Consider the following 21,826-nt stretch of genomic DNA (forward strand, 5'->3'; position numbering starts at 1 on the left):
TGCGCTGAAGTCTCAGGTGAGCATTTCGTATGCCCGCCGATGCTCACCGATGACAGCCTTCACCGGTTCGAGGTAGGAGCTCTGCGCAACCTGACCGACCGCGTCCCGCAGTCTGGCGTCGACTTCGGCACCCGCTTCGCTGGCCCCTCTGTTCCGCGCCGATTTCGCCATCAGCGAGGTGATCACGGAGCCGATCACACCGATCACGAGCAGTCCGATGCTCACCACCCAGCACCAAGCCGGCAGCGTTCCGGAACCGATCGCCGCGGCCAGGGCGGAGGCGACGACACCGACGATTCCGATGATCGTGGCGATGAAGAAGACGATCTGCAGGGTGTGTGCAAGCGACCACCAACCGGGACGACGCCGGGTGATCTCCACAGCGGTGATGGCCGAGTCGAGGTTGTCGGAGAGCTCGTCTGTGCTTCTCTTCTCCGCTTCGGCGGCGTCGTTCTGCCACGCTCGGGGCATCGTGGACACCGATTCGGTGATCAGTTCGTGGGCCATCAATCGCACGTGCGCACTCTGCGCCTTGGTGGTCGCCGGGACCGAGGCGCGGACGAGTTCGTCACGGTCCTGTCCGTGCTTGGCGCCGAGTGGATCCGGAGCATTGCGCTGCATCCACGCGAGAACGGGATACCCGGTCTTGCGATAGGCACGACGAATGTAATCATCGTGAACCGTCTGCGCCACGGCGTCGACGCCGGCGGCATCGGACATCGTCTCGACGAGGCGGGAAGCTCCTGGCAGTTCGTCCGGAGGGGCGACGGGCTCGCCGAGTTCCTTCCGGATCCGTTTGGCCATGGCCTGCATATCCGCCAGCAGTCGTTCGGCGGCCGCTTCATTCGAGTCGACGGTATCGGCGAGGATGCTGCGCAGCTCGGGAATGCCCTCACGGGTCGCTGCTGAGGAGACGCGCACATTCGTTTCGCTGAGACCGTCTTCATTGAGCAGCTGTCGCAGATGGTCGGCCGCCGCCTTCTGCTCTTCCGGACTGAGCTTGTCGATCTGGTTGAGGACGACGACCATATTTGCGCTGTTCTCGGCGAGTTTCGTCAGATACTCCGAGTGCAGGGAGAAATCGGCGTACTTCTGCGGATCGACGACCCAGAACACAACGTCGACGAGGCCGACCAGACGATCGGATTCGACCCGATGCTCGACCGCGGTCGAATCGTGATCGGGCAGGTCGAGGAGGATGAGTCCGTGCAGTCGGCGCTGGTCGTCACCGTCGAGGGCGGATTCGCGCCAGGTGCGGCTGCGTTCGGGAACATGCAGCCAGTTGAGGACGTCGTTTCCGCCGTCTCCCCACACGCAGGCTGTCGGCCGTGACGTCGTCGGCCTCCGAACCCCCACGCGGGCGATCTCGAGACCTGCCACCGCGTTGAACAGCGAAGACTTGCCCGAACCGGTCGATCCCGCGAAGGCGACAACGGTGAAGTCCTCGCCCAGGCCCAATCGGTCCTCGGCCCGGTCGAGCAGATTTTGGGCATCGGCTCGAACGTCTCCGGCGAGTTTGTCCTCATTGAGCGACAGCGAATGCCGGATCCCTTCGGCCAGTCGTCGGATCTCGGTCTGTGCAGAACTGTTCACAATGCCACCTCAAGTCGTTCACCGGAGGCGCGCAGCGCGCCCGCTTGCCGCGCCGGTACCGCGGATATTCTCAGAGCGTTGTCGAACGGGGTCCGGCAGCCTCTCACGATTCCAGTCGCAGCGTCGAAGAAGCGCTGGCGGATCGAGGCGATGATGCCGGCGGCTTCGGATTCGCCGAAGATCGTTTCAGCCAAGTTGACGGCGACTCCTGCACCCTGGCGTTCGCTCTGCTGTTTGCCGAGCGGACGCTGCGGGTCCGAGAACGCCGCATATTCGACGACCGCGCAGACACCCGCCACTCCGAAGGAGAGGATCCGGGCCTTGGACTTCTTTCCCTGCCCGATGTCGCGCACCAGCGCGTTGACGTCGTCCGACCACGCGCTGACGGCGGCCTTCACTGACTCCTCAAGATCGCTGGCGACCTGCCGCAGTTCGGCCTGATCCTCGATGAGGGCCGCACCTGCCGCGGTATTGCGCCATTCGGTGTTGACGTCGTCGACCACAGCGATGGCCTGCTCACGCAGCGACACAGCGGCGCTGCGCAGGATCGCGACATGCAGCGGGGTCGCCGCATCGTGTTTGCCGGTCACGGCCGCCGAGATGCGATCGCGCATCCGCGCCATCGTCGGCTCGAGGCCGCGGAACAGCTGCCCCGTACCCACGAAGTCCTGCCAACGAGCGTTGACCTCGCCGTGGAGCACACGGCCGTCCGAGAACACTTCGGCCAGCCCCGCATCGGCCGAGCGGAAACTCTCCTCGAGGGATCCCGCCAGTGCGGCGTGCGCCTGTTCCTGCGACTGTGCGAAGTCGGCGAGCTCGCGGACACGGGCAGGCAGCGCAGCGACCGCGCCGGTGAGGGTGCGTGTCCGGATGCGCTCGAGAGACGTTCCTTCGGCACCGACCTGAGAGATCCAGGAACGGATCGGATAGATCGCCGAATGCGGCAGCAGACCGTTCTCGAGTTCGAGCTCGGCCACGGAGAAGATCGGTGAGTTCGCCAGTCCGGCGTCCGAGAGCAGGCTTGAGAGATGGTGCCTGACTTCGCGATTCGCCTCGGGCGGAACCCGGTCGAGGACGATGGCAACGGAAGTGTCACGGGCTGCGGCCGTCTTCAGCAGCGCCCAAGGGGCGGCATCGGCGTAGCGGTTGGCCGTGGTGACGAACAGCCACAGATCGGCGCTGAGCAGGGTCCTGCGTGAGAGTGCACGGTTCGTCTCGGAGATCGAGTCGATGTCCGGGCAGTCGAGGATCGCTGTGCCCGGGGCGATGTTCTCATCGGCGACCATGACGACGCCGGGCACCGCCGATTCCGGGTCGCTGCTGCGTGGGAGATCCGGCAGATAGTGCTCGGATTCGAAGAACTTGGCATCGGCGGGATTGTGGATGACAACCGGGTTGCCCGTCGTCGGACGACGCACTCCGGCGGGGCTGACAGCCCGCCCCACGAGGGAGTTCACCAACGTCGACTTCCCGGCACCGGTCGATCCGCCGACCGCGATGAGAAACGGGGTCCGGGAGCGGTTGATCCGAGGCAGAACGTAGTCATTGAGCTCTGCGGTCAGCGCCGCGTGCGCGCCGCGAGCGTCTTCGAAGTCACCGGTCCGCAGCGGGAAGCGCGTCTCAGAGACGCGTTTGACGATATCGTTCAGCGCTTGGCCGACCGGCGGCGTCACGGCACTCTTGCTCTCTGTCATCACGCTCCCACTCTCTATGTTTTCCCAGCTCGGCTCCAATTGCCACGCCGTGCCAGCGCCGAATTGCTCACAGCATGCAGGGGCAGGCACGAGTGTGGGTGCGCGCCCGAATACGCCCGGCGGCACGGAGCCGGTCGGATCCGAGCAGAGCCTCGTGCGAGGGCCCGAGACAGCAGAAGCGCCCCCGGCGGGGCTCGAACCCGCGACCTACCGCTTAGAAGGCGGTTGCTCTATCCGACTGAGCTACGGAGGCTCAAACATCGTAACCGATGGCCGAACGTGAACAGAAAGCGGCCCCGTGCGGAGCGGAACCGCTTCGGTTCCCTCCCCGCACGGGGCCGTATCGCTGATATAGGGGTTCAGTGACGACGCGCTGCCTGCTCCATTGACTTGCGCACGGTCACGAAAGACACCACCGCGACCCCGGTCATCGCCAGGATGACGGCAATCGCTTCGATTCCGAAGGCGAAGTCGACGACCACCGGAAAGAACCCGGCCAGCATGAAGCCCAACAGAGCCACCAGCGTCAGTGCAGTGGCGATCGAAAAGTATTTGGCACCGTTCATTGCTCATCTCCTTCTTCCGTTGGAAAAAGGTTAGCGCCTTCAGTGACTCACGTCACTGGGAATTCCTTGAAAATTTCAATCAGTTCTGTTCGCGCGCTTCGATCGCCGTCTCCAAACGTTCGAGCTTGCCGTCGATCTCACCGGTGTAGCCGGGGCGGATATCGGCCTTGACCACCAGGGAGACGCGGGTGCCGAACTCACCGACGGCATCTGTGGCATCTTTGATGACGGCGAAGACTTCGTCCCATTCGCCCTCGATCGTGGTGAACATCGAATCGGTGCGGTGCGGAAGTCCGGAGCGGCGCACGATGTCGACTGCCGCGGCTACGGCGACATGGACGGAGGCGTCGGCCCCTTCTCCCCCACTGGGCGCGACCGAGAATGCTGCGAGCATGTTGTTGTCCTTCCTTGAGCGAGCGGCGGAGGGCCCTCGGGCACTCCGCCGCTCTGCGGAACATCGCCGGGTCAGGCCTGAGCCGGGACGTTGATGATCAGCGAATCGCCCTGTCCTCCGCCGCCGCACAGAGCGGCGATTCCCGAGCCGCCGCCTCGGCGCTGGAGTTCGAGGGCCAGGGTCAGGACGATGCGTGCCCCGGAGGCGCCGATCGGGTGACCGAGCGCAACCGCTCCGCCGTTGACGTTGACCTTGTCCGCGGCGACGCCGAGGTCTTTCGAACTGGCGAGGCCGACTGCGGCGAAGGCCTCGTTGATCTCGTAGAGGTCGAAGGAGTCCGCGGCGACGCCTTCGCGTTCAGCGGCGACCGTGATCGCCTGCGAAGGCTGGTGCTGCAGAGTCGAGTCCGGCCCTGCGGTCCAGGCATGAGAACGGACCTCGGCGAGGATCGGGGCCCCGAGCTCTTCGGCCTTCTCACGTGACATGACGACGACGGCGCAGGCACCGTCGGAGATCTGCGAGGCGTTGCCGGCCGTGATCGTCCCGTCCTTGCGGAAGGAGGGCCGCAGCTTCGACAGAGATTCCGCAGTCGTGTCGGGACGCACTCCCTCGTCGACGGAGACGGTGACGTCGCCCTTGCGCGAGCTGATCGTCACCGGAACGATCTCATCGTCGAACGCTCCCGCCTCCTGCGCCTGTGCGGCCCGCTGATGCGAGCGTGCGGAGAACTCGTCCTGCTCCGTTCGGGAGAATTCGCGATCGCCGGCGTTGGCATCCTCGGTGAGTCCGCCCATCGCCTGGTCGGTGAAGGCGTCCCACAGCCCGTCGTAGTCCATATGGTCCTTGACGACGACATCGCCGTACTTGTACCCGGACCGCGACTTCATGAGCATGTGCGGAGCCTGGCTCATCGACTCCTGGCCGCCGGCGACGACGACGTCGTATTCACCGGCACGCACGAGCTGCGCGGCCTGAGTGATCGTGTTGATGCCCGACAGACACAGCTTGTTCACGGTCACGGCGGGAACCGACATGGGGATCCCGGCCTCGACGGCGGCCTGTCGGGCCGGCCCCTGACTGTTACCGGCCTGCAGAACCTGTCCCATGATCACGTAGTCGACGTCGCCGCCTTCGATCCCGGCCCGATCAAGGGCACCGGCGATGGCCTTGCCCCCGAGTTCGACGGCGCTGAGCTTCGACAACTCGCCCTGCAGACGCCCGAACGGGGTGCGCGCTCCGGCGACGATCACTGCATCAGCCATTTTTCCTCCTCGGATTCTCGCGCCCGGACTCGGTCCCAGCACGTGTGCTTTTCGACATCCACCAGACTAGTCGAGTCAGCTGTGGCCTTCGTCACGGGGTCTGCGATCGAGTTCCCACAGGAGCCTGTCCACCCCTGCGCATTCGCACCCAACACTCATAGAGTCTCCGTTAGAGTAGGACGAGGACAGCCCAGATCACCCCCTTTCCGAGACGACAGGAGTTCGCTTCAGTGACGCCCACCGAAGAATTCCGCACAGCGATGCGCGGCTACGAAAAGAGTGAAGTCGATTCGCGTCTGCAGCAGTTGCGCACCGAAGTCGAGTCGGTCCGAAAAGCGCTTGCCGATGCGCGCAGCCAGGTCATCAATGCGGATCGGGCGAAGCTGCAGATCGCCGGTGAGCTCTCAGAGGCCAAAGCCCAGCTGAAGAAGGCGGCCAACGACAACGCCGAGGCTTCCGGCCCTCCCGGAAGCCGCATCGACCATCTGCTCAAGATCGCTGAGTCCCAGGCGCGCGAGACCCTGGCTCAGGCCAATTCCGATGCCGAGACGATCAGGAACAAGGCTCGCGCCGAGGCGGCGTCTGCTCGCGCCCGAATGCACACCGAGAGCAACGACACTCTGTCCAATGCCCGGTCCGAAGCCGATGCGATCACCTCCTCGGCGGAATTGCGTGCCGAGGAGACCGTCAAGGCCGCTGAGAAGCGGGCCGCCGAGCTCAAGGCGACCACCGAGCGCGAGACCAATCAGGCCAAGGAGGCCAATGCGGCCGCCGCCAAGGAGGCCCGGGAAAGCCTCGACCTCGAGCTCTCCGAACTCCGTGCCACCGCGGAGAAGGAAGCTGCGGATCTGCTGGCCGAGGCCAAGACCGAGGCCGAAGAGACGATCGCCGCCGCGCAGGCGCAGGCCGACGAGCTGCTTGCCGCCGCCAAGGCCCGCGACGAGGCTTCGAAGAAGGCTGGCAACGACTTCGACGTCGAGCTCGCCGCGAAGCGCAAGGAAGCCGAGACCGAACGCAAGAAGCGCTACGAGCAGGCTCAGGCCGAGAACAAGAAGCTCATCGAGGAAGCCCAGGCTCGTGCGAGCAAGGCCGATTCAGAAGCCAAGGAAGCAGCCGAGCGCGCAGAGAAGACGCGCACCGATGCGGTGAAGAAGGCCGACGAGATCATCGCCGACGGCAAGTCCCGTGCCCAGACGCTCATCTCCGAGGCGCGAGCCACTGCCGAGGCGACGATCGAGGAATCGGCGGCCGAAGCCAAGCGCAATGTCGCTTCCGCACAGTCGCAGGTCGATCTGCTGACGAAGCAGCGCAAGACGATCACCGCCCAGCTCGATCAGCTTCGGTCGCTGTTCGCCATGCCCGGCGTGATGGGCGGCGACAGCGTCGATCCGGCGAAGGCAGAATCGGCCTCGCACGCCACCGAGCAGATCGCCGACGGCCAGGAGCTCGAAGACCTGTTGGCCGAAGACGACGATTCGGAAGCTGCGGAGAACGTGGAGGAGAAAGACGCCGCGGACTCGTCCGACAGCGCATCGACAGCGTCGAATACTGCGGCAGCCAAGGACTCCGCAGATTCTGCGGAGAAGGCGAGCGACGAAGAGGACTCGCCGGAGGATGGAGAGTCGGCTCAGCAGGCGGAGACTTCAACGGAATCTGACGCCGAGGCGGCTGAAGACTCGCAGTCAGCTCCGTCCGGAGAGGCCAAGCAGTCCGGTGAGTCCACCGGCAAGGGCAAGAACCTGCCGAACGGAGCCACCGACGAAGACACGATCGCCATCGACGCTCAGGTGTCCGGATCGAAGAAGAACAGCTCGAAGACGACTCGCTCACGCAACTCTCTGCGTTGACGCTGTCGCACGCGCCGCTCTGATTCGTTGAGCGACGCCGAAGCAGCATGAAGAAGGGCTCCGCCGAAGCGGGGCCCTTCTTTATCTGTGCAGCTTTCAGAAAGCGAAGGGTTCAGCGGAAGCGGTCGAAGCAGCGGGAATGCCAGTGACGTCGACTCTCCACACCGATCTCGATGCCGTGCCGGGCTTCCTGCCGCCACGCGACGATGTGGCTCGATGCTGCGTTGACATCCCGCCCGCAGCCGGGACAGATGTAGGACCTTCCGGAGTCATTGCCTTTCACGGTCTGCACCGACCAGGTGCCGTCCGGCAGCGACCTGCTCGTCCGCATGCCCGCGGTGGTCTCCGAAAGGTCACGCGGCTCCCGCTGCCATTTGTTCTTGCGACGCGAAGATGAAGATCGTGGCATTGGGCCATTGTCTCACGTAGGCTGTTGCGCGTGCGTCTTGTCATTGCCGAATGCTCTGTTGATTATGCCGGTCGTCTGACCGCCCACCTGCCGATGGCCACCCGCCTCATCATGCTCAAATCGGACGGGTCCATCCTCATCCACTCCGACGGCGGATCCTATAAACCGCTGAACTGGATGACTCCCCCATGCACGATCAGGCATCTCGAGCCTGATGCCGAGCAGGCAGAAGCGGGTCTGACCGAATTGTGGGAGGTCTCCCAGACGAAGACCGGCGATCGTCTGGTCATCTCCATCGCGAAGATCATCAACGATGACAGCTACGAGTTCGGGGTCGATCCGGGGCTGGTCAAAGACGGAGTCGAAGCGCATCTGCAGGAGCTGCTCGCCGAGCACATCGACACCCTCGGCGAGGGCTACAGTCTGGTTCGACGCGAATACATGACGGCGATCGGACCCGTCGACATCCTCGCGCGGGATCCCGGCCACCAGTCAGTCGCAGTCGAAATCAAGCGTCGTGGTGACATCGACGGCGTCGAACAGCTCACCCGCTACCTCGAGCTGATGAACCGTGACCCGCTTCTCAGCCCGGTCCAGGGGGTCTTCGCGGCGCAGGAGATCAAGCCGCAGGCCCGCACGCTCGCCGAAGACCGCGGCATCCGCTGCGTCGTCCTCGACTATGATGCACTGCGCGGGATGGATGATCCCGATTCTCGGCTGTTCTGAGGCACAGACACCCACTCATCATTGCGAAGCCTCGTGGATCGCCAGTCGGCGATTCGGGCAGTGGCCCGACGTCTATTCGAAGTTGAGCACGTCGCGTTTCTCAACGCGTTCGATGTCGACGCCGAGGCTGCGCAGGTTGGTCACGAAGTTCTCGTAACCGCGTTCGATATGGTCGATTCCCGACACCTCCGTCACTCCGCCGGCTCGCAGCGCGGCCATCACCAGACCGGCACCGGCACGGATGTCCGAGGCCTCGACTTCCGCCCCCGAGAGGCTGTCGCTGCCCGTGACGAGCGCGTGGTTACCGTCGATGCGCACTTTCGCACCGAGGCGGGCGATCTCCTGGACGAACCGCCATCTCGCCTCGAACAGGTTCTCCGAGAGCAGTCCCACGCCGTCGGAGACCGAGTTCAAAGCGATGACGAAGGGCTGCAGATCGGTCGGGAATCCCGGGAACGGCATCGTTGCCACCCGGATCGGGTGCGGCCGAGGAGCACCGATGACACGGAAACCGGCACCGGTCGTTCCATCGCCGAGAGTGATATTCGAGAGTTCTTCGACCGTGGCTCCGGAATCCTGCAGCTTCAATCCGATGTTCGGCATGAGGTCGAGCCCGATGCCGCGGACGGTGACGTCACCGCCGCTGAGCGCGGCGCCGAAGGCGAAGGTGCCCGCGACGATGCGATCGCCCACAGTCCGGTGGGTCACGGGCCGGAGGGACTCGACACCGCTGATGGTCAGTTCTGAGGTGCCGATGCCCTCGATCTGTGCACCCATCTTCACGAGCATGGTGCAGATATCGACGATCTCCGGTTCGCGAGCGGCGTTTGAGATCGTCGTCGCTCCCTCAGCGAGGGTGGCTGCCATGACGAGGTTCTCGGTGGCGCCGACGGAAGGGAATTCGAGGACGATCTCGGTGCCTTTGAGCCCGGAGGGAGCCTCTGCGACGAAGTATCCGTGATCGAGATGGACGAGGGCCCCGAGGGCTTCGAGGCCGGCTTGATGCATATCGAGCCCGCGGGAGCCGATGGCGTCACCGCCGGGAAGAGCGACATGAGCGGCGCGCATACGAGCGGTGAGCGGTCCGAGGACCGAGATGGAGGCGCGCATCGCGCGGACGAGTTCGTAGTCAGCTTGGATTCCGACTGCTGCGGGGACATCGATGCTGACGACTCCGTCTTCGGAATCGTAGTCGACATCGCAGCCGAGGCGGACGAGGAGTTCGACCATGATCCTGACATCGAGGATCGCAGGGACATTCGTGATCGTCGTGCGCCCCACAGCCAGCAGGCTCGCAGCCATGAGTTTGAGGACGCTGTTCTTCGCGCCTCGAACGTCGATGACACCGTCCAGTCGCGCCGGGCCGGTCAAACGGAAGACATCCATCAGGTGAAACGTCCCATCGTCGGGTTGAAGCCGGGAGGCGAGGATTCCAGCCATGAGGCCATCGTCGACAGTGATTCGGTATCCATCGCCAGAGACACCGAGCGCGGACGACCATCCGCTTTGCCGTAGGAGCAGTCGACGACGACGGCGTCGGGCAGCACCGAATACTGTTCGCCCGATGTGGGTTTGCGGCGGACCAAGATATCGAGGTCGGCACGCGGCAGCCTGAATGCTGCTCGCCTGGTCAGGGCGAAGACCGGGTACCAGTCCAAGGAGGCGACCGAGAACACGGCCACGCCCAAACGCCAACGTGGGCGAGAAGAATACTCCTCGCCCACGTTGATGGAGCAGTCAAAGGCGCCCGAGAGCTTCGAGATCGACCTGCGTCGAATCGTCACAACGACGATGAGAGCAAGCGCAAGTCCTACCAACGAGAGCAGAACGATCAGCAGGACAGAAGGGTTCACGGTTGCCAGTGTAACCTGCGGATCAGAGAAGTTCGGCCTGATCAGCGGCAATGATCACGCGGTTGTTCTCCACCGAGAGGAAACCACCATCGGCTTTGACCCTGATGGTGTCCTCTCCGGGCGTGAGAATCCGCGTTTCGCCGTCGGCGACGACCCCCAGCACGGGCTCGTGGCCCGGCAGGATGCCGATCTCGCCGTCGAGGGTACGGGCGATGACGCGCTTGGCCTCACCGACCCATACCTCGCGATCGGCAGCCACGACATTGACTTCAAGTGTCGCCATGGCTTACTTCTGCATCTCTTCGTAGTTGCGCATGACATCGTCAAGGCCACCGACGTTGAAGAATGCCTGTTCCGGGATGTGGTCGACCTCGCCGGAGCAGATCTTCGCGAAGCCTTCGATCGTGTCGGTCAGCGGCACGGTCGAACCGGGAACCTGCGTGAACTTCTCCGCGGTGTAGGTGTTCTGCGAGAGGAACTGCTCGATGCGACGGGCACGGTGGACGACGAGCTTGTCCTCTTCACCGAGTTCGTCGACGCCGAGGATGGCGATGATGTCCTGCAGCTCCTTGTTCTTCTGCAGGATCGCCTTGACCTCGTTGGCCACACGGTAGTGCTCGTCACCGACGACCAGCGGATCGAGGATCCGCGAGGACGAGGCCAGCGGGTCGATAGCCGGGTACAGACCGCGCGAAGCGATGTCACGGCTGAGCTCGGTCGTCGCATCGAGGTGTGCGAAGGTCGTCGCCGGAGCCGGGTCGGTGTAGTCATCGGCCGGAACGTAGATCGCCTGCATCGACGTGATCGAGTGACCACGCGTCGAGGTGATGCGCTCCTGGAGCAGACCCATCTCGTCAGCCAGGTTGGGCTGGTAGCCCACGGCGGAGGGCATACGACCCAGCAGGGTCGAGACCTCGGAACCGGCCTGGGTGAAGCGGAAGATGTTGTCGATGAACAGCAGCACGTCCTGGTTCTGCACATCGCGGAAGTACTCCGCCATGGTCAGCGCCGACAGCGCCACACGCAGACGGGTGCCTGGCGGCTCGTCCATCTGGCCGAACACGAGGGCGGTGTCCTTGAAGACTCCGGCCTCGTCCATCTCCATGATGAGGTCGTTGCCCTCACGAGTCCGCTCGCCCACGCCGGCGAACACCGAGGTGCCCGAGTGGTTGTGCGCGATACGGAAGATCATTTCCTGGATGAGGACGGTCTTGCCGACACCGGCACCACCGAACAGACCGATCTTTCCACCCTGGACATAGGGGGTCAGCAGGTCGATGCTCTTGATGCCGACTTCGAGGATCTCGGTCTTGGATTCGAGCTCATCGAACGCCGGCGCAGAACGGTGGATGGGCCACCGCTCGGAGATCTCCAGCTCCTCGCCATCGGCGAGGTTGAGGCAGTCACCGGTGGTGTTCCACACGTGGTGCTTGGTGACGTCGCCGACGGGCACCGAAATCGGCGCACCGGAGTCGACGACTTCCTGGCCGCGGACGAGGCCGTCGGTCGGCTGCAGCGACACGGCGCGGACGAGTCCGTTGCCCAGGTGCAGTCCGACCTCGAAGGTCAGCTTCCTGGTTCCTTCGGACAGATCCACTGTCGTGGTCAGTGCATTGTAGATCTCGGGCACGGAGTCGAGCGGGAACTCGATGTCGACAACCGGGCCGATGACTCGGGAAATCCGGCCGAGGGCAGTGCCCTGTGCCGGAGAGGTTTCCGTTGCTGTGGCAGTCATGGTCTCTTTCTCTCTGCTCTCGCCGGTCAGTCGCCGGCTGCCGATGCCGCGAGGGCATCCGCCCCACCGACGATCTCGGTGAGTTCCTGGGTGATTTCCGCCTGGCGAGCCGTGTTGGCCAACCGGGTGTAGGTCTTGATGAGATCATCCGCGTTGTCCGTGGCTGTCTTCATCGCCGCCTGTCGCGAGGCCTGCTCGGATGCCGATGCGCTCAGCAGAGCCGACAGAATGCGCGAATCGATGTATCGCGGCAACAGGGCGTCGAGCACAGCCTCCGCGCTCGGTTCGAACTCGTAGAGAGGGAACGCGGGCGCATCGGATGAACCGGCGGACTGTCCGCCCGTCGACGCCTCATCGGCATCGACGACCTCCAGCGGCAGCAGCCTCCGGTATTCCGGATCGTGCGTGACACTGGATACGAACTTCGTAAAGACGATGTAGATCTCATCCACACCCGACTCCGCAGACTCAGGATCGAAGTTCTCCAACAGAGCTTCGCCGATCTCCCGGGCGTTCTCCGCCGTCGGGTTCTCGGAGATGCCTGTCCAGGACTTCTCGATCTTGCGATCGCGGAAAGTGTAGTAGTTCTTGGCCTTGCCTCCGACCGTGAACAGCTGCACGTCCTTGCCCTCGTTACGCAGAAGCCGAATGAGTTCTTCGGCTTCGCGCAGCAGGTTCGCCGAGTAGGCGCCGGCGAATCCGCGGTCGGGCCCCATCACGAGCACAGCGGCCCGCTTGACGTTGTCCGACTCGGTGGTGAGAACGTGGTCGACGTTCGACTCGCTGGCCACCGCCGAGACGGCCCTGGTCAGGGCGTTCGCGTACGGGCTGGCGGCCTGCGAGCGGGCAATAGCCTTCTGAATCCGCGACGCAGCGATGAGCTCCATCGCCTTGAAGATCTTCCTCAAGGACTGAGTCGAGCGGATCTTCTGTTTGAAGACCCTCTGCTGGGCTCCCATCAGTTCTTCCTTTCGCCGTTACGGAACAGGTTCAACGCTTCTGCCGAACGATCTGCTCCTGCTCGACCTCGTCAGAGGAGGCCGTGGCGCTGTCTTCACTGCCGGCCTTCGACCCACCCTGATCCGAGCTGGCGAAGTTCTGCGAGAACTCGGCGAGCACATTCTTGAGCTCTTCGGCGGTGTCGTCATCGAGCTTGAGGGTCTCACGAATGGTCGTGAAGATGCCCGTCTTGCGTTCGATGTGGTCGTGCAGTTCGGATTCGAAGCGCAGAACGTCGTCGACCGGGATCTCGTCGAGGTAGCCGTTGGTACCGGCGAAGATCGACACGGTCTGCTTCTCGAACGGCATCGGAGTGTACTGACCCTGTTTGAGCAGTTCGGTCAGTCGAGCGCCACGGGCCAGATCGCGCTTCGTGGCATCATCGAGGTCGGAGGCGAACATCGCGAAGGCCTCGAGCGAACGGTACTGAGCCAGCGAGATCTTCAGCGTGCCCGAGACTCCCTTGAGAGCCTTCGTCTGAGCGGCACCACCGACTCGCGACACGGACACACCGACGTCGACAGCAGGACGCTGACCGGCGTTGAAGAGGTCGGACTGCAGGAAGATCTGGCCGTCCGTGATCGAGATGACGTTCGTCGGAATGAAGGCACCGACGTCATTGGCCTTCGTCTCGATGATCGGCAGACCGGTCATCGAACCGCCGCCGAGTTCATCGGAGAGCTTCGCACAGCGCTCGAGCAGACGCGAGTGCAGGTAGAACACGTCGCCCGGGTAGGCTTCACGGCCCGGCGGACGACGCAGCAGCAGCGACACGGCGCGGTAGGCTTCGGCCTGCTTCGACAGGTCATCGAACACGATGAGGACATGCTTGCCGTCATACATCCAGTGCTGGCCGATGGCCGAACCGGAGTAGGGAGCCAGGTATTTGTAGCCGGCGGGGTCCGAAGCGGGCGAGGACACGATGGTCGTGTACTCGAGAGCACCGGCCTCTTCCAGCGACCGGCGGACACCGGCGATGGTCGAGCCCTTCTGGCCCACGGCCACGTAGATGCAGCGCACCTGCTGCTTCGGGTCGCCGGTCGCCCAGTTGGCCTTCTGGTTGATGATGGTGTCGATCGCCAGCGCGGTCTTACCGGTCTTGCGGTCGCCGATGACCAGCTGACGCTGACCACGGCCGACGGGGATCATCGCGTCGATGCTCTTATACCCGGTCTGGAGAGGCTCGCGCACCTCCTGCCGATCCATCACACCTGCGGCCTGGAGCTCGAGCTCACGACGACCGACGGTCTCGATGTCGCCGAGGCCGTCCACGGGACGACCCAGCGGATCGACAACGCGACCGAGGTAGCCATCGCCGACGGGGATGGAGAGGACCTCTCCGGTGCGGTAGACGTCCTGTCCCTCGGCGACTCCGGAGAATTCACCGAGGATGACGACGCCGATCTCACGCTCGTCGAGGTTCTGTGCCAGGCCCAGGGTTCCATCTTCGAACCGCAGGAGCTCATTGGCCATGGTGCCGGGCAGACCCGAGACGTGGGCGATGCCGTCACCAGCGGTGACGACCTTGCCGACCTCGGCCTTTTCCGAGCTCTCGGGGTTGTACGAATCAACGAACTTCCCGAGAGCGTCCCGGATCTCTTCCGGGCGAATTGTCAGTTCCGCCATCTGGTTTCCCTGCTTCCTTTTCTCAAATCTTGCGTCCGACGACCGGTGGGCCGCCTATGCCGGAAAAGCCGGCCCCTAGTGTCAACCTGCGAGCTTGCGCTGCACATCGGCCAGTCGATCGGCCACGGTCGAGTTCATCATCTCGTCGCCGACCTGCACCCGGACTCCCCCGATGACCTTGGGATCGACCTGGATATTGAGGACGAGTTCGCGGCCGTAGCTGGCTGACAGAGCTGCCCGCAGCCGTTCGGTCTGGGACTCGTTCAGCGGCTTGGCCACGGTTACGTCCGCAACCGAACGCTGCTGCCTGGCTGCGAGGATGTCGCTGTACTGGTCGAGAGCCTTCGCCACGCGCAGCCCACGCGGGTGCAGCGCGACCTGCCCGACCAATGTGATGGTGTCAGGCTGAGCCTTACCCGACAGCAGGTCGGAGACGAGAGTCAGTTTGCTCTGCCCATCGGCCTGCGAATCGAGCGCCCGAGACAGCTCGTGGTCGGATTCCAGCAGACGCGCGAAGCGGAAGATCTCCTCTTCGACCTGGCCGAGCTGTCCGCCGGCTTGTGCGGCAGCGGCGATCGCCGTGACTCCGGCGACCTCCAGGCTGGTGACCAGGTCCTGGGTCCGCGCCCAACGACGGCCGACGGCCTCATCGCTGATCCGCAGAACCGCATCCGTGATCCGAGTCGAGAACAGAGTCCGCAGCAGCTGCTGCTTCCTCTCGGCCGATTCGGACGAATCCGCCAAGGCTTTGCGCAGCGTGACGTTCTCGGCGAGAACTCCGACCACAGCCAGAGTGCCCTCGCCGATCTCACGCGGGTCTCCCCCGGAGATCTCGGAGTTCGCGGTCTCGAGGACGGCCTGCAGGGACAATCTGCTCGACTGGAGCATCACGCCCCCTTGACCGGCTGCGCGGACGATTCGGACTCGAGATCGGAGATGAAGCGATCGACCACATTGGCTGAACGCTGGTCATCGGTGAGGGATTCGCCGACGATGCGAGAAGCCAGATCCGTGGCCAGTGAACCGACTTCCGAACGCAGCTGCACCATGGCGGACTGACGTTCGGCGTCGATCTGATTCTGAGCCGATGCGATGATGCGGTCAGCCTCGGAGTGAGCCTGCGCCTTCATCTCGGCGATGATCTGAGCGCCTTCTTCCTGAGCTTCGGCGCGCAGCCGTGCAGCTTCTGCACGACCGTCGGCGAGCTGCTTCTGATACTCGGCCAGAGCCTGATCGGCTTCGGCCTGCACCTTCTCGGCCTTCTCAATTCCGCCCTGGATGCGCGCAGCGCGCTCGTCGAGGGTCTTGTTGAAGGCCGGGAGGACGTACTTCCAGACAACCAGGAAGACGATCAGCAGGCAGACGGCACTCCAGACGATGTCGTACAGGCCCGGGAGAAGCGGGTTCTCCGCGGAGGCGACGATGGTTACCGGAGTCATATCTCAGTGCCTCACTGATTAAGGAAGAACGGGGTCGCGATGCCGATGAGGGCCAGAGCCTCGATCAGAGCGATGCCCAGGAACATGTTTCCGCGCAGGGCGCCGGCCATCTCGGGCTGACGTGCGGTTCCTTCGATGGTCTTTCCGATGACGATGCCGAGACCGACACCGGGGCCGATTGCGGCGAGGCCGTAACCGATCGTCGAAACGCTACCTGTCACTTCGGCGAGCATATCCATAGGATGCTATTCCTTTCATAATGGAGTCGGGTGGTTGGCCCGACCGTGCAACTCGTGAGTTACGGATCTTGGGAGCTGACTCAGTGTTCTTCCGAGACAGCCGAATTGATGTAGACGCAGGCGAGCAGGGCGAAGATGTACGCCTGCAGGACCACGACCAGCATTTCGAGGAGGAAGACGAACATTCCTCCGGCGAAAGTCAGGATCGAGAAGAACTGGAAGCCGTTCGAGGCATCGAAGAGGAAGAAGCTCGTGGCCGAGAAGCAGAGGACCAGCAGCAGGTGGCCGACCATCATGTTTGCGAAGAGTCGGATTGCCAGTGTGAACGGCTGCGTCACGAACTTCGTGATGAATTCGATCGGAATGAGCAGGATGTGCATGGCCGGCGGAACACCGGGCAGGACGAGAGCGTCCTTGAGGTAGCGGCCGAAGCCCTTCTGTGCAATGCCGGCCCAGTGATAGGTGACGTAGACAGCGAGGGTGGCCACGAGGGGCAGACCGATGACACCGGTACCCGGCATGTTGAGGAACGGAATGAGCTTCGTGACGTTCCAGAACAGGATTCCGAAGAAGAGAGCCACGATGAGCGGCATGAACTTCTTCGCTCTCTCCTTGCCCATCGTGTCTTCGGCGATGCCGACAGTGACGAATTCCATGGCCAGTTCCAAGGTCGACTGGAAACGACTGGGGACGAGCTTCATGCGCTTGGCCCACACCGCGAGGATGATGACGACGGCGATCGTCGCCAGGAGGCGGATGAGCATCACTCGGTTCATCTCGAATGGAGTGCCCTCGAAGAGGAACGATGCCGGGAAGAACTCCGACATCGAAGGAGCGTGGTAGCCACCTTCTGCAGCATTGATCATTGTGTTCGCGGCGTTAAGAGTTCCCACGTTGTAAATTCTCTCCCATGGTCAAGGGCCCTGATGGCCTGGCCTTGGCCGTGCGCTTACAGCACGGCGTGAGGTTCAGGAGCGACAGAGGGCGCAGATACGCCCTAGCACCGGGTCTACTCTACCAATTGTAGAGAGTCACCGACAAATTCATCAGGCTTGTCTGTGCAATTTCTGTCAGCGATTGCGCTCAACACGTCATTCACCGGGGATCCCGACCCGCGGCACGGAGACCGAGCACCTTTCGGCACAGGTGCGCACCGTCGTCATCTGCGTTGTGCGGCGGGCTATCCGGCATCGGGATCGACGTACGGAACTCGCCCTTTGACGACCGTGAGCGCCTCGACGATCGAGGTGGAGAGGACCGCGACGACGATGGTGAAGAAGGCGACCGTGCCGTCGAGCCACGTCGCGTCCTTGATCCGCCAGATGACGATCATGAAGATGAAGGCCTTGAACAGGAACCCGACGCCGAGGAGCCCGGCGATTGTCGTCAGTCCCATGTTCCGTCCGAGGTACATGATGACCAGAGTGACGATGATGAACACGGCGGCCAATCCCCCGCCGACGGCTCCGCCGAGGAGTCCGGTGGAGCCCGACACCAGCCACCCGATGCCCATGCCCAGCGCCGCGACAACGAGGACGAGGATGATGCCGCGGATGAGCAGCGTCCTCCAGACCCGGGTCCAGGCGGCTTCGACTTCGGTTTCTGGTCGTGAGGTCGGATCTGTCACGAGATTTCCTCTCTGGCTTTCTGACGCATACGCAGGGGGTAGAAGGTGAAGACCAGGGTCACGGCGAACAGCCCTCCGACGATGCCGAGGACGAACAGCCAGCTCCGGAAGAGCAGCAGCACGGATCCGAACGCGATGAGCGCCGTCCAGGTGTAGAGGATGAGAACCGCTCGGGCGTGCGAATGGCCGAGCCGCAGCATCCGATGGTGGAGGTGCTTGGCGTCGGCGGAGAACGGCGACTGCCCTGCCCGCAGCCGCCGGACGACAGCCAGGGCGAGATCGAGCAGCGGCAGGAACATCACAGCGATGGGCAGGATGATCGGCATGAACGTCGCGAAGGCACGCTCCTGTCCGATGAGTGCAGGATCGACCTGTCCGGTCACGCGAATCGTCGAAGCGGCGAGCAGAAGCCCGATGAGCATCGAACCGGAGTCGCCCATGAAGATTCTGGCCGGGTTGAAGTTATGCGGCAGGAAGCCGAGGCACGTTCCCACGAGGATCGCGATGATGAGCGAGGCGAGGTTCGCGTAGGACTCCGGGGAGGCGTCGCGGGCCAGCCAATAGGAGTAGATGAAGAACGCGCTGCCGCCGATGGCGACGACCCCAGCGGCGAGTCCGTCGAGCCCGTCGACGAAATTCACTGCGTTGATCGTGACGAGGACGACGAGCACGGTGATGATGATCGACATGCGCGGAGAACCGATGATGACTCCGCCGAAGGGAATCGAGAGCAGGGCAACGCCCTTGATCGCCATGAAGCCGGCAGCCAGAGCCTGCCCGGCGAGCTTCGCCATCCAATGCAGGTCCCAGATATCGTCGATGACTCCCAGCAGGCACAGCAGGCCCGCGGCTCCGGCAACACCGATGATCGGTCCCATCTCGACGAAGATGCGCTGCAGGAACGGCATCTGGGAGGCGAATACGAGCCCCGCCAGCAGTCCGCCGAACATCGCCACTCCCCCCAGCCTCGGCGTCGGCACCGAATGCACGTCGCGATCCCGCAGGGGTGAGAAGATCCGCCCGCGTTCGGCGACCCGCTTGACCATCGGGGTCAAGAGGTACGCCACCAGGGCGGAGACGATGAGGATGACGAGGTAAGCGCGCACTCAGCCGTCCAGGTCGATGAGTTCGGTGACGATCTCGCGCAGCTCTTCCGCGCCGATGGGTCCGCGCCGGAGGATGCGCGGCACGTCGCCGCTGAGGTCGACGATGGTCGAGGACATCAGCGATTCGCGGGTTCCCCCGTCGACGTAGATATCGACGTCTTCGCCGAGCATCTCCTGGGCCTCATCTGCAGTGGTCGCCGCGGGACGTCCGGAGATGTTCGCACTCGAAACCGCGAGCGGTCCGGTGCGGCCCAGCAGTGCCAGAGCGTATTCGTCATCAGGCATGCGCACGGCCACGGTTCCGTGCGTGTCACCGAGATCCCAGTCCAGAGAGGGCTGTGCGTTGGCGATGATCGTCAGCGGACCCGGCCAGAAACGGGCCGTGAGTGCCAGAAGCCTCTCATCGACTCCGTCGACGAGTCCGAAGATGGTCTCCGACCGTGGGACGAGCACCGGTGGAGGCATGTCCCGTCCGCGCCCCTTCGCCGCCAGCAGCGCCGCCACGGCCGCGGCGCTGAAGGCATCGGCGGCGATCCCGTAGACGGTGTCGGTCGGGATGACGAGCAGGTTGCCGGTGTCGACGACGCGTGCGCACTCGTCGAACACGAGGTCGCGGATGTCGGCTTGGGTGACGTCGAATCGTCTCGACACGAGTTCTCCGTTTCGAATCTCTGGGCTGTGGCTTCGATGACTCTGCGTTTCAGCGGTGGTGCCGCATCGTCATCAGTCATTCCTCCGTCTGCCGGCGTGCCACCGTATAGCGGTCGCGTCCAGTGTAGTCCTGGTGAGTGACGGCAGCTGTCAGGCTGGCCGTCGCCGCAAGCAGCTCGCGGACGCCGGGGCCCTGTTCTTCGCTGTGTTCCATGAGGAAGAGTCCGCCGGGCCGGAGGAGCTGCAGAGCCTGGGCGATGATGAGCGCAGGCGTTTCCAACCCGTCCTCACCCCCGTAGAGCGCGGCGGCGGGATCGTGACCGGCAACCTCGGGATCGCGGGGAATCGCTGCGTTCGGAACATAGGGAGGATTCGTCACCACGACATCGGCCCGCCCGAGCAGTTCCGGACGCCCGTGTGTGAGTGTCGTCGCATCCGCGTGGACGAATTCGACACTCGAATCGCCGAGGCGGGTGTGATCGAGGTTCGTCCGTGCCCAGTCGAGGGCGTCGGCTTCGCGTTCGACACCGATCACAACGGCGCCGTTGTGTTCGGTCGCCACGGACAGAGTGATCGCGCCCGAACCCGAACACAGGTCGATGACGAACGGGGGCCGTTCTCCGCTCAGCTCCGCGAGTTCGGCGAGCACCGCTCCGGCGAGCAGTTCGGTTTCCGGTCTGGGGACGAACACCCCGGGGCCCACCCGCAGTTCGAGGTGGCGGAAGTGGGCGATGCCGGTGAGATGCTGCAGCGGGATCCGCTGCCGTCGCAGTTCGCACAGTCGTGCGAATTCCGCAGTCGTCTCTGCGGGGACGATGTCGTCGAAGAGCCGACGACGGCCGAGCACGGTTCGGTCGATGTGCCAGGCGTGAGCGAGCAGCTCGACGGCGTCTGCCTCGGGGGTGGCGATTCCCGCCTCGGAGAAGAGGGCGATGCCGCCGCGCAGGACGTCGCTCACGCGTGCGGGTGTGACGGTGTCCAGCTCAGTCTCCCAGTGCGTCCAGGCGTGCGGCCTTGTCCGCTTCGCGGCAGGAGCCGATGACGGGGTCGAGGTCTCCGCCGAGCACCTGGTCGAGGTTGTAGGCCTTGTACCCGGTGCGGTGGTCGGTGATCCGGTTCTCCGGGAAGTTATAGGTGCGGATCCGTTCGGATCGGTCGACGGTGCGGACCTGGGAGCGGCGGATGTCGGCGGCTTCAGCGGCGGCTTCCTCGGCCTGTTTGGCCAGGATCCGAGCCCGGAGCATGCGCATGGCCGCATCCTTGTTCTGCAGCTGCGACTTCTCGTTCTGACAGCTCGCGGTGATGCCGGTGGGCAGGTGGGTGATGCGCACGGCCGAGTCAGTGGTGTTCACGGACTGACCGCCCGGTCCCGAGGACCGGTAGACGTCGATGCGCAGATCGTGTTCGTCCAGCTGGATCTCTTCGGGCTCGTCGACTTCGGGGAAGACGAGCACTCCGGCGGCTGAGGTGTGGATGCGGCCCTGGGACTCGGTGACGGGCACGCGTTGGACGCGGTGGACTCCGCCTTCGAACTTCAACCAGCCGTAGGCACCTTCGTCCTTCGCTTTGACGGCCATGCTGACGTCCTTGTATCCGCCGAGGTCGGAGTGCGTGGCATCGAGGATCTGGCTCGACCAGCCGCGCGAATCGATCCACCGCTGATACATGCGCAGCAGATCTGCGGCGAAGAGTGCGGATTCGTCGCCGCCCTCCCCCGCTTTGATCTCGATGATCGCTTCGCGTGCGTCATCGGGGTCCCTGGGCACGAGGAGGTCTTTGAGCTCACCCTCGACGTTCTCCATCTCCACGGACAGACGTTTGGCTTCCGCGGCGAAATCATCATCATCTTCGGCCAGTTCCACGGCTGCGGCGTGGTCGGCCTCGAGTTGGGCGAAGCGCCGGGCGGCCGCGGCGACTCTTTCGAGTTCCGCGTACCGCCTGGTCAGCTTCTTCGCCCGGCCGGCGTCAGCATGCACGGCGGGGTCGGAGAGTTCCTCCTGCACCCGCGCATGCTCATCGAGCAGTGCGCTGACGCTGGCCGTGAGGGTGTCGTCGGCCAT

23 protein-coding genes and 1 tRNA gene are annotated in these 21,826 nt (G+C 64.0%); 2 read left to right on the forward strand and 22 right to left on the reverse strand.

The window, feature by feature from the left end; genetic code table 11:
* Positions 1-12 precede the first annotated feature (12 nt).
* The 6 genes from ACQE2J_RS11910 to ACQE2J_RS11935 form a co-directional block, all read right to left on the reverse strand.
* Positions 13-1,593, reverse strand: coding sequence for a GTPase (locus ACQE2J_RS11910; RefSeq protein WP_135538613.1), 1,581 nt, complete (start codon positions 1,591-1,593; stop codon positions 13-15).
* Positions 1,590-3,287, reverse strand: coding sequence for a dynamin family protein (locus ACQE2J_RS11915; protein WP_135538615.1), 1,698 nt, complete (start codon positions 3,285-3,287; stop codon positions 1,590-1,592). The genes ACQE2J_RS11910 and ACQE2J_RS11915 overlap by 4 nt, the downstream gene beginning before the upstream one ends.
* A gap of 179 nt (positions 3,288-3,466) precedes the next feature.
* A tRNA-Arg gene (locus ACQE2J_RS11920) sits at positions 3,467-3,540 on the reverse strand.
* A gap of 106 nt (positions 3,541-3,646) precedes the next feature.
* Entirely contained in the window at positions 3,647-3,853 is a 207-nt protein-coding gene (locus tag ACQE2J_RS11925; RefSeq protein WP_135538616.1) for a hypothetical protein, read from the reverse strand.
* A gap of 79 nt (positions 3,854-3,932) precedes the next feature.
* On the reverse strand, positions 3,933-4,247 hold the full coding sequence (locus ACQE2J_RS11930; RefSeq protein WP_135538618.1) for a thiamine-binding protein: 315 nt from the start codon (positions 4,245-4,247) through the stop codon (positions 3,933-3,935).
* Between the two features lie 71 nt (positions 4,248-4,318).
* A complete protein-coding gene (locus tag ACQE2J_RS11935; RefSeq protein WP_135538620.1) occupies positions 4,319-5,509 on the reverse strand; it encodes an acetyl-CoA C-acetyltransferase in 1,191 nt (396 codons plus the stop codon).
* Positions 5,510-5,739: 230 nt separating this feature from the next.
* Between ACQE2J_RS11935 and ACQE2J_RS11940 the strand changes: the two genes are divergently transcribed.
* Positions 5,740-7,356, forward strand: coding sequence for a cell division protein (locus tag ACQE2J_RS11940; protein WP_135538622.1), 1,617 nt, complete (start codon positions 5,740-5,742; stop codon positions 7,354-7,356).
* A 112-nt stretch (positions 7,357-7,468) separates the two neighbouring features.
* Here the strand turns inward: ACQE2J_RS11940 and ACQE2J_RS11945 are convergent, their stop codons facing one another.
* Positions 7,469-7,765, reverse strand: a complete 297-nt coding sequence (locus ACQE2J_RS11945) for a hypothetical protein (protein WP_240689660.1) — start codon at positions 7,763-7,765, stop codon at positions 7,469-7,471.
* A 30-nt stretch (positions 7,766-7,795) separates the two neighbouring features.
* Here ACQE2J_RS11945 and nucS point away from each other — a divergent pair, with 30 nt between their 5' ends.
* Positions 7,796-8,491 carry an endonuclease NucS gene (nucS, locus tag ACQE2J_RS11950; protein ID WP_135538624.1) on the forward strand — a complete coding sequence of 232 codons (696 nt, stop codon included), beginning with the start codon at positions 7,796-7,798 and terminating at the stop codon, positions 8,489-8,491.
* A gap of 72 nt (positions 8,492-8,563) precedes the next feature.
* Here the strand turns inward: nucS and murA are convergent, their stop codons facing one another.
* The 15 genes from murA to prfA all read right to left on the reverse strand — a co-directional run bounded on the left by murA (position 8,564) and on the right by prfA (position 21,826).
* Entirely contained in the window at positions 8,564-9,877 is a 1,314-nt protein-coding gene (gene murA / locus ACQE2J_RS11955; protein WP_135538626.1) for a UDP-N-acetylglucosamine 1-carboxyvinyltransferase, read from the reverse strand.
* Complete coding sequence (locus ACQE2J_RS11960; protein ID WP_135538628.1) at positions 9,877-10,344, reverse strand: DUF2550 domain-containing protein; 468 nt, start codon at positions 10,342-10,344, stop codon at positions 9,877-9,879. Before ACQE2J_RS11960 ends, murA begins: the two co-directional genes overlap by 1 nt.
* A 22-nt stretch (positions 10,345-10,366) precedes the next feature.
* On the reverse strand, positions 10,367-10,627 hold the full coding sequence (locus ACQE2J_RS11965) for a F0F1 ATP synthase subunit epsilon (RefSeq protein ID WP_135538630.1): 261 nt from the start codon (positions 10,625-10,627) through the stop codon (positions 10,367-10,369).
* Positions 10,628-10,630: 3 nt separating this feature from the next.
* Positions 10,631-12,079 (reverse strand): F0F1 ATP synthase subunit beta, encoded by a 1,449-nt coding sequence (gene atpD, locus ACQE2J_RS11970; protein ID WP_135538632.1) that lies wholly within the window; start codon positions 12,077-12,079, stop codon positions 10,631-10,633.
* Between the two features lie 26 nt (positions 12,080-12,105).
* The gene (locus ACQE2J_RS11975) at positions 12,106-13,038 is read right to left on the reverse strand and encodes a F0F1 ATP synthase subunit gamma (RefSeq protein WP_135538634.1); all 933 of its coding nucleotides are present in this window, start codon (positions 13,036-13,038) and stop codon (positions 12,106-12,108) included.
* A gap of 31 nt (positions 13,039-13,069) precedes the next feature.
* Complete coding sequence (gene atpA / locus ACQE2J_RS11980; RefSeq protein ID WP_426936388.1) at positions 13,070-14,704, reverse strand: F0F1 ATP synthase subunit alpha; 1,635 nt, start codon at positions 14,702-14,704, stop codon at positions 13,070-13,072.
* An 81-nt stretch (positions 14,705-14,785) separates the two neighbouring features.
* Positions 14,786-15,592: a F0F1 ATP synthase subunit delta gene (locus ACQE2J_RS11985; protein WP_135538637.1), complete on the reverse strand. Its 807-nt coding sequence runs from the start codon at positions 15,590-15,592 to the stop codon at positions 14,786-14,788.
* On the reverse strand, positions 15,592-16,143 hold the full coding sequence (locus tag ACQE2J_RS11990) for a F0F1 ATP synthase subunit B (RefSeq protein ID WP_135538639.1): 552 nt from the start codon (positions 16,141-16,143) through the stop codon (positions 15,592-15,594). Before ACQE2J_RS11990 ends, ACQE2J_RS11985 begins: the two co-directional genes overlap by 1 nt.
* An 11-nt stretch (positions 16,144-16,154) precedes the next feature.
* Positions 16,155-16,382: a F0F1 ATP synthase subunit C gene (gene atpE / locus ACQE2J_RS11995; protein ID WP_062861556.1), complete on the reverse strand. Its 228-nt coding sequence runs from the start codon at positions 16,380-16,382 to the stop codon at positions 16,155-16,157.
* 80 nt (positions 16,383-16,462) lie between these two features.
* On the reverse strand, positions 16,463-17,275 hold the full coding sequence (gene atpB, locus ACQE2J_RS12000) for a F0F1 ATP synthase subunit A (RefSeq protein WP_240689662.1): 813 nt from the start codon (positions 17,273-17,275) through the stop codon (positions 16,463-16,465).
* Positions 17,276-17,562: 287 nt separating this feature from the next.
* Complete coding sequence (locus ACQE2J_RS12005; protein WP_135538641.1) at positions 17,563-18,009, reverse strand: hypothetical protein; 447 nt, start codon at positions 18,007-18,009, stop codon at positions 17,563-17,565.
* Positions 18,006-19,115, reverse strand: a complete 1,110-nt coding sequence (locus ACQE2J_RS12010) for an MraY family glycosyltransferase (RefSeq protein WP_135538643.1) — start codon at positions 19,113-19,115, stop codon at positions 18,006-18,008. Before ACQE2J_RS12010 ends, ACQE2J_RS12005 begins: the two co-directional genes overlap by 4 nt.
* Complete coding sequence (locus tag ACQE2J_RS12015; protein ID WP_426936389.1) at positions 19,116-19,766, reverse strand: L-threonylcarbamoyladenylate synthase; 651 nt, start codon at positions 19,764-19,766, stop codon at positions 19,116-19,118.
* Positions 19,767-19,842: 76 nt separating this feature from the next.
* Entirely contained in the window at positions 19,843-20,724 is an 882-nt protein-coding gene (gene prmC / locus ACQE2J_RS12020) for a peptide chain release factor N(5)-glutamine methyltransferase (protein WP_426936390.1), read from the reverse strand.
* Between the two features lie 25 nt (positions 20,725-20,749).
* The gene (gene prfA / locus ACQE2J_RS12025; RefSeq protein ID WP_425119533.1) at positions 20,750-21,826 is read right to left on the reverse strand and encodes a peptide chain release factor 1; all 1,077 of its coding nucleotides are present in this window, start codon (positions 21,824-21,826) and stop codon (positions 20,750-20,752) included.

This window comes from Brevibacterium sp. LE-L, assembly GCF_050214925.1.
Taxonomy (GTDB): domain Bacteria; phylum Actinomycetota; class Actinomycetes; order Actinomycetales; family Brevibacteriaceae; genus Brevibacterium.

Coding starts and splice junctions, on each gene's coding strand:
- ACQE2J_RS11915 (WP_135538615.1), bottom strand. CDS start 3,287: ATGACAGAGAGCAAGAGTGCCGTGACGCCGCCGGTCGGCCAAGCGCTG.
- ACQE2J_RS11925 (WP_135538616.1), bottom strand. CDS start 3,853: ATGAACGGTGCCAAATACTTTTCGATCGCCACTGCACTGACGCTGGTG.
- ACQE2J_RS11930 (WP_135538618.1), bottom strand. CDS start 4,247: ATGCTCGCAGCATTCTCGGTCGCGCCCAGTGGGGGAGAAGGGGCCGAC.
- ACQE2J_RS11935 (WP_135538620.1), bottom strand. CDS start 5,509: ATGGCTGATGCAGTGATCGTCGCCGGAGCGCGCACCCCGTTCGGGCGT.
- ACQE2J_RS11945 (WP_240689660.1), bottom strand. CDS start 7,765: ATGCCACGATCTTCATCTTCGCGTCGCAAGAACAAATGGCAGCGGGAG.
- murA (WP_135538626.1), bottom strand. CDS start 9,877: ATGGATGTCTTCCGTTTGACCGGCCCGGCGCGACTGGACGGTGTCATC.
- ACQE2J_RS11965 (WP_135538630.1), bottom strand. CDS start 10,627: ATGGCGACACTTGAAGTCAATGTCGTGGCTGCCGATCGCGAGGTATGG.
- atpD (WP_135538632.1), bottom strand. CDS start 12,079: ATGACTGCCACAGCAACGGAAACCTCTCCGGCACAGGGCACTGCCCTC.
- ACQE2J_RS11975 (WP_135538634.1), bottom strand. CDS start 13,038: ATGGGAGCCCAGCAGAGGGTCTTCAAACAGAAGATCCGCTCGACTCAG.
- atpA (WP_426936388.1), bottom strand. CDS start 14,704: ATGGCGGAACTGACAATTCGCCCGGAAGAGATCCGGGACGCTCTCGGG.
- ACQE2J_RS11985 (WP_135538637.1), bottom strand. CDS start 15,592: ATGCTCCAGTCGAGCAGATTGTCCCTGCAGGCCGTCCTCGAGACCGCG.
- ACQE2J_RS11990 (WP_135538639.1), bottom strand. CDS start 16,143: ATGACTCCGGTAACCATCGTCGCCTCCGCGGAGAACCCGCTTCTCCCG.
- atpE (WP_062861556.1), bottom strand. CDS start 16,382: ATGGATATGCTCGCCGAAGTGACAGGTAGCGTTTCGACGATCGGTTAC.
- prfA (WP_425119533.1), bottom strand. CDS start 21,826: ATGGCCGACGACACCCTCACGGCCAGCGTCAGCGCACTGCTCGATGAG.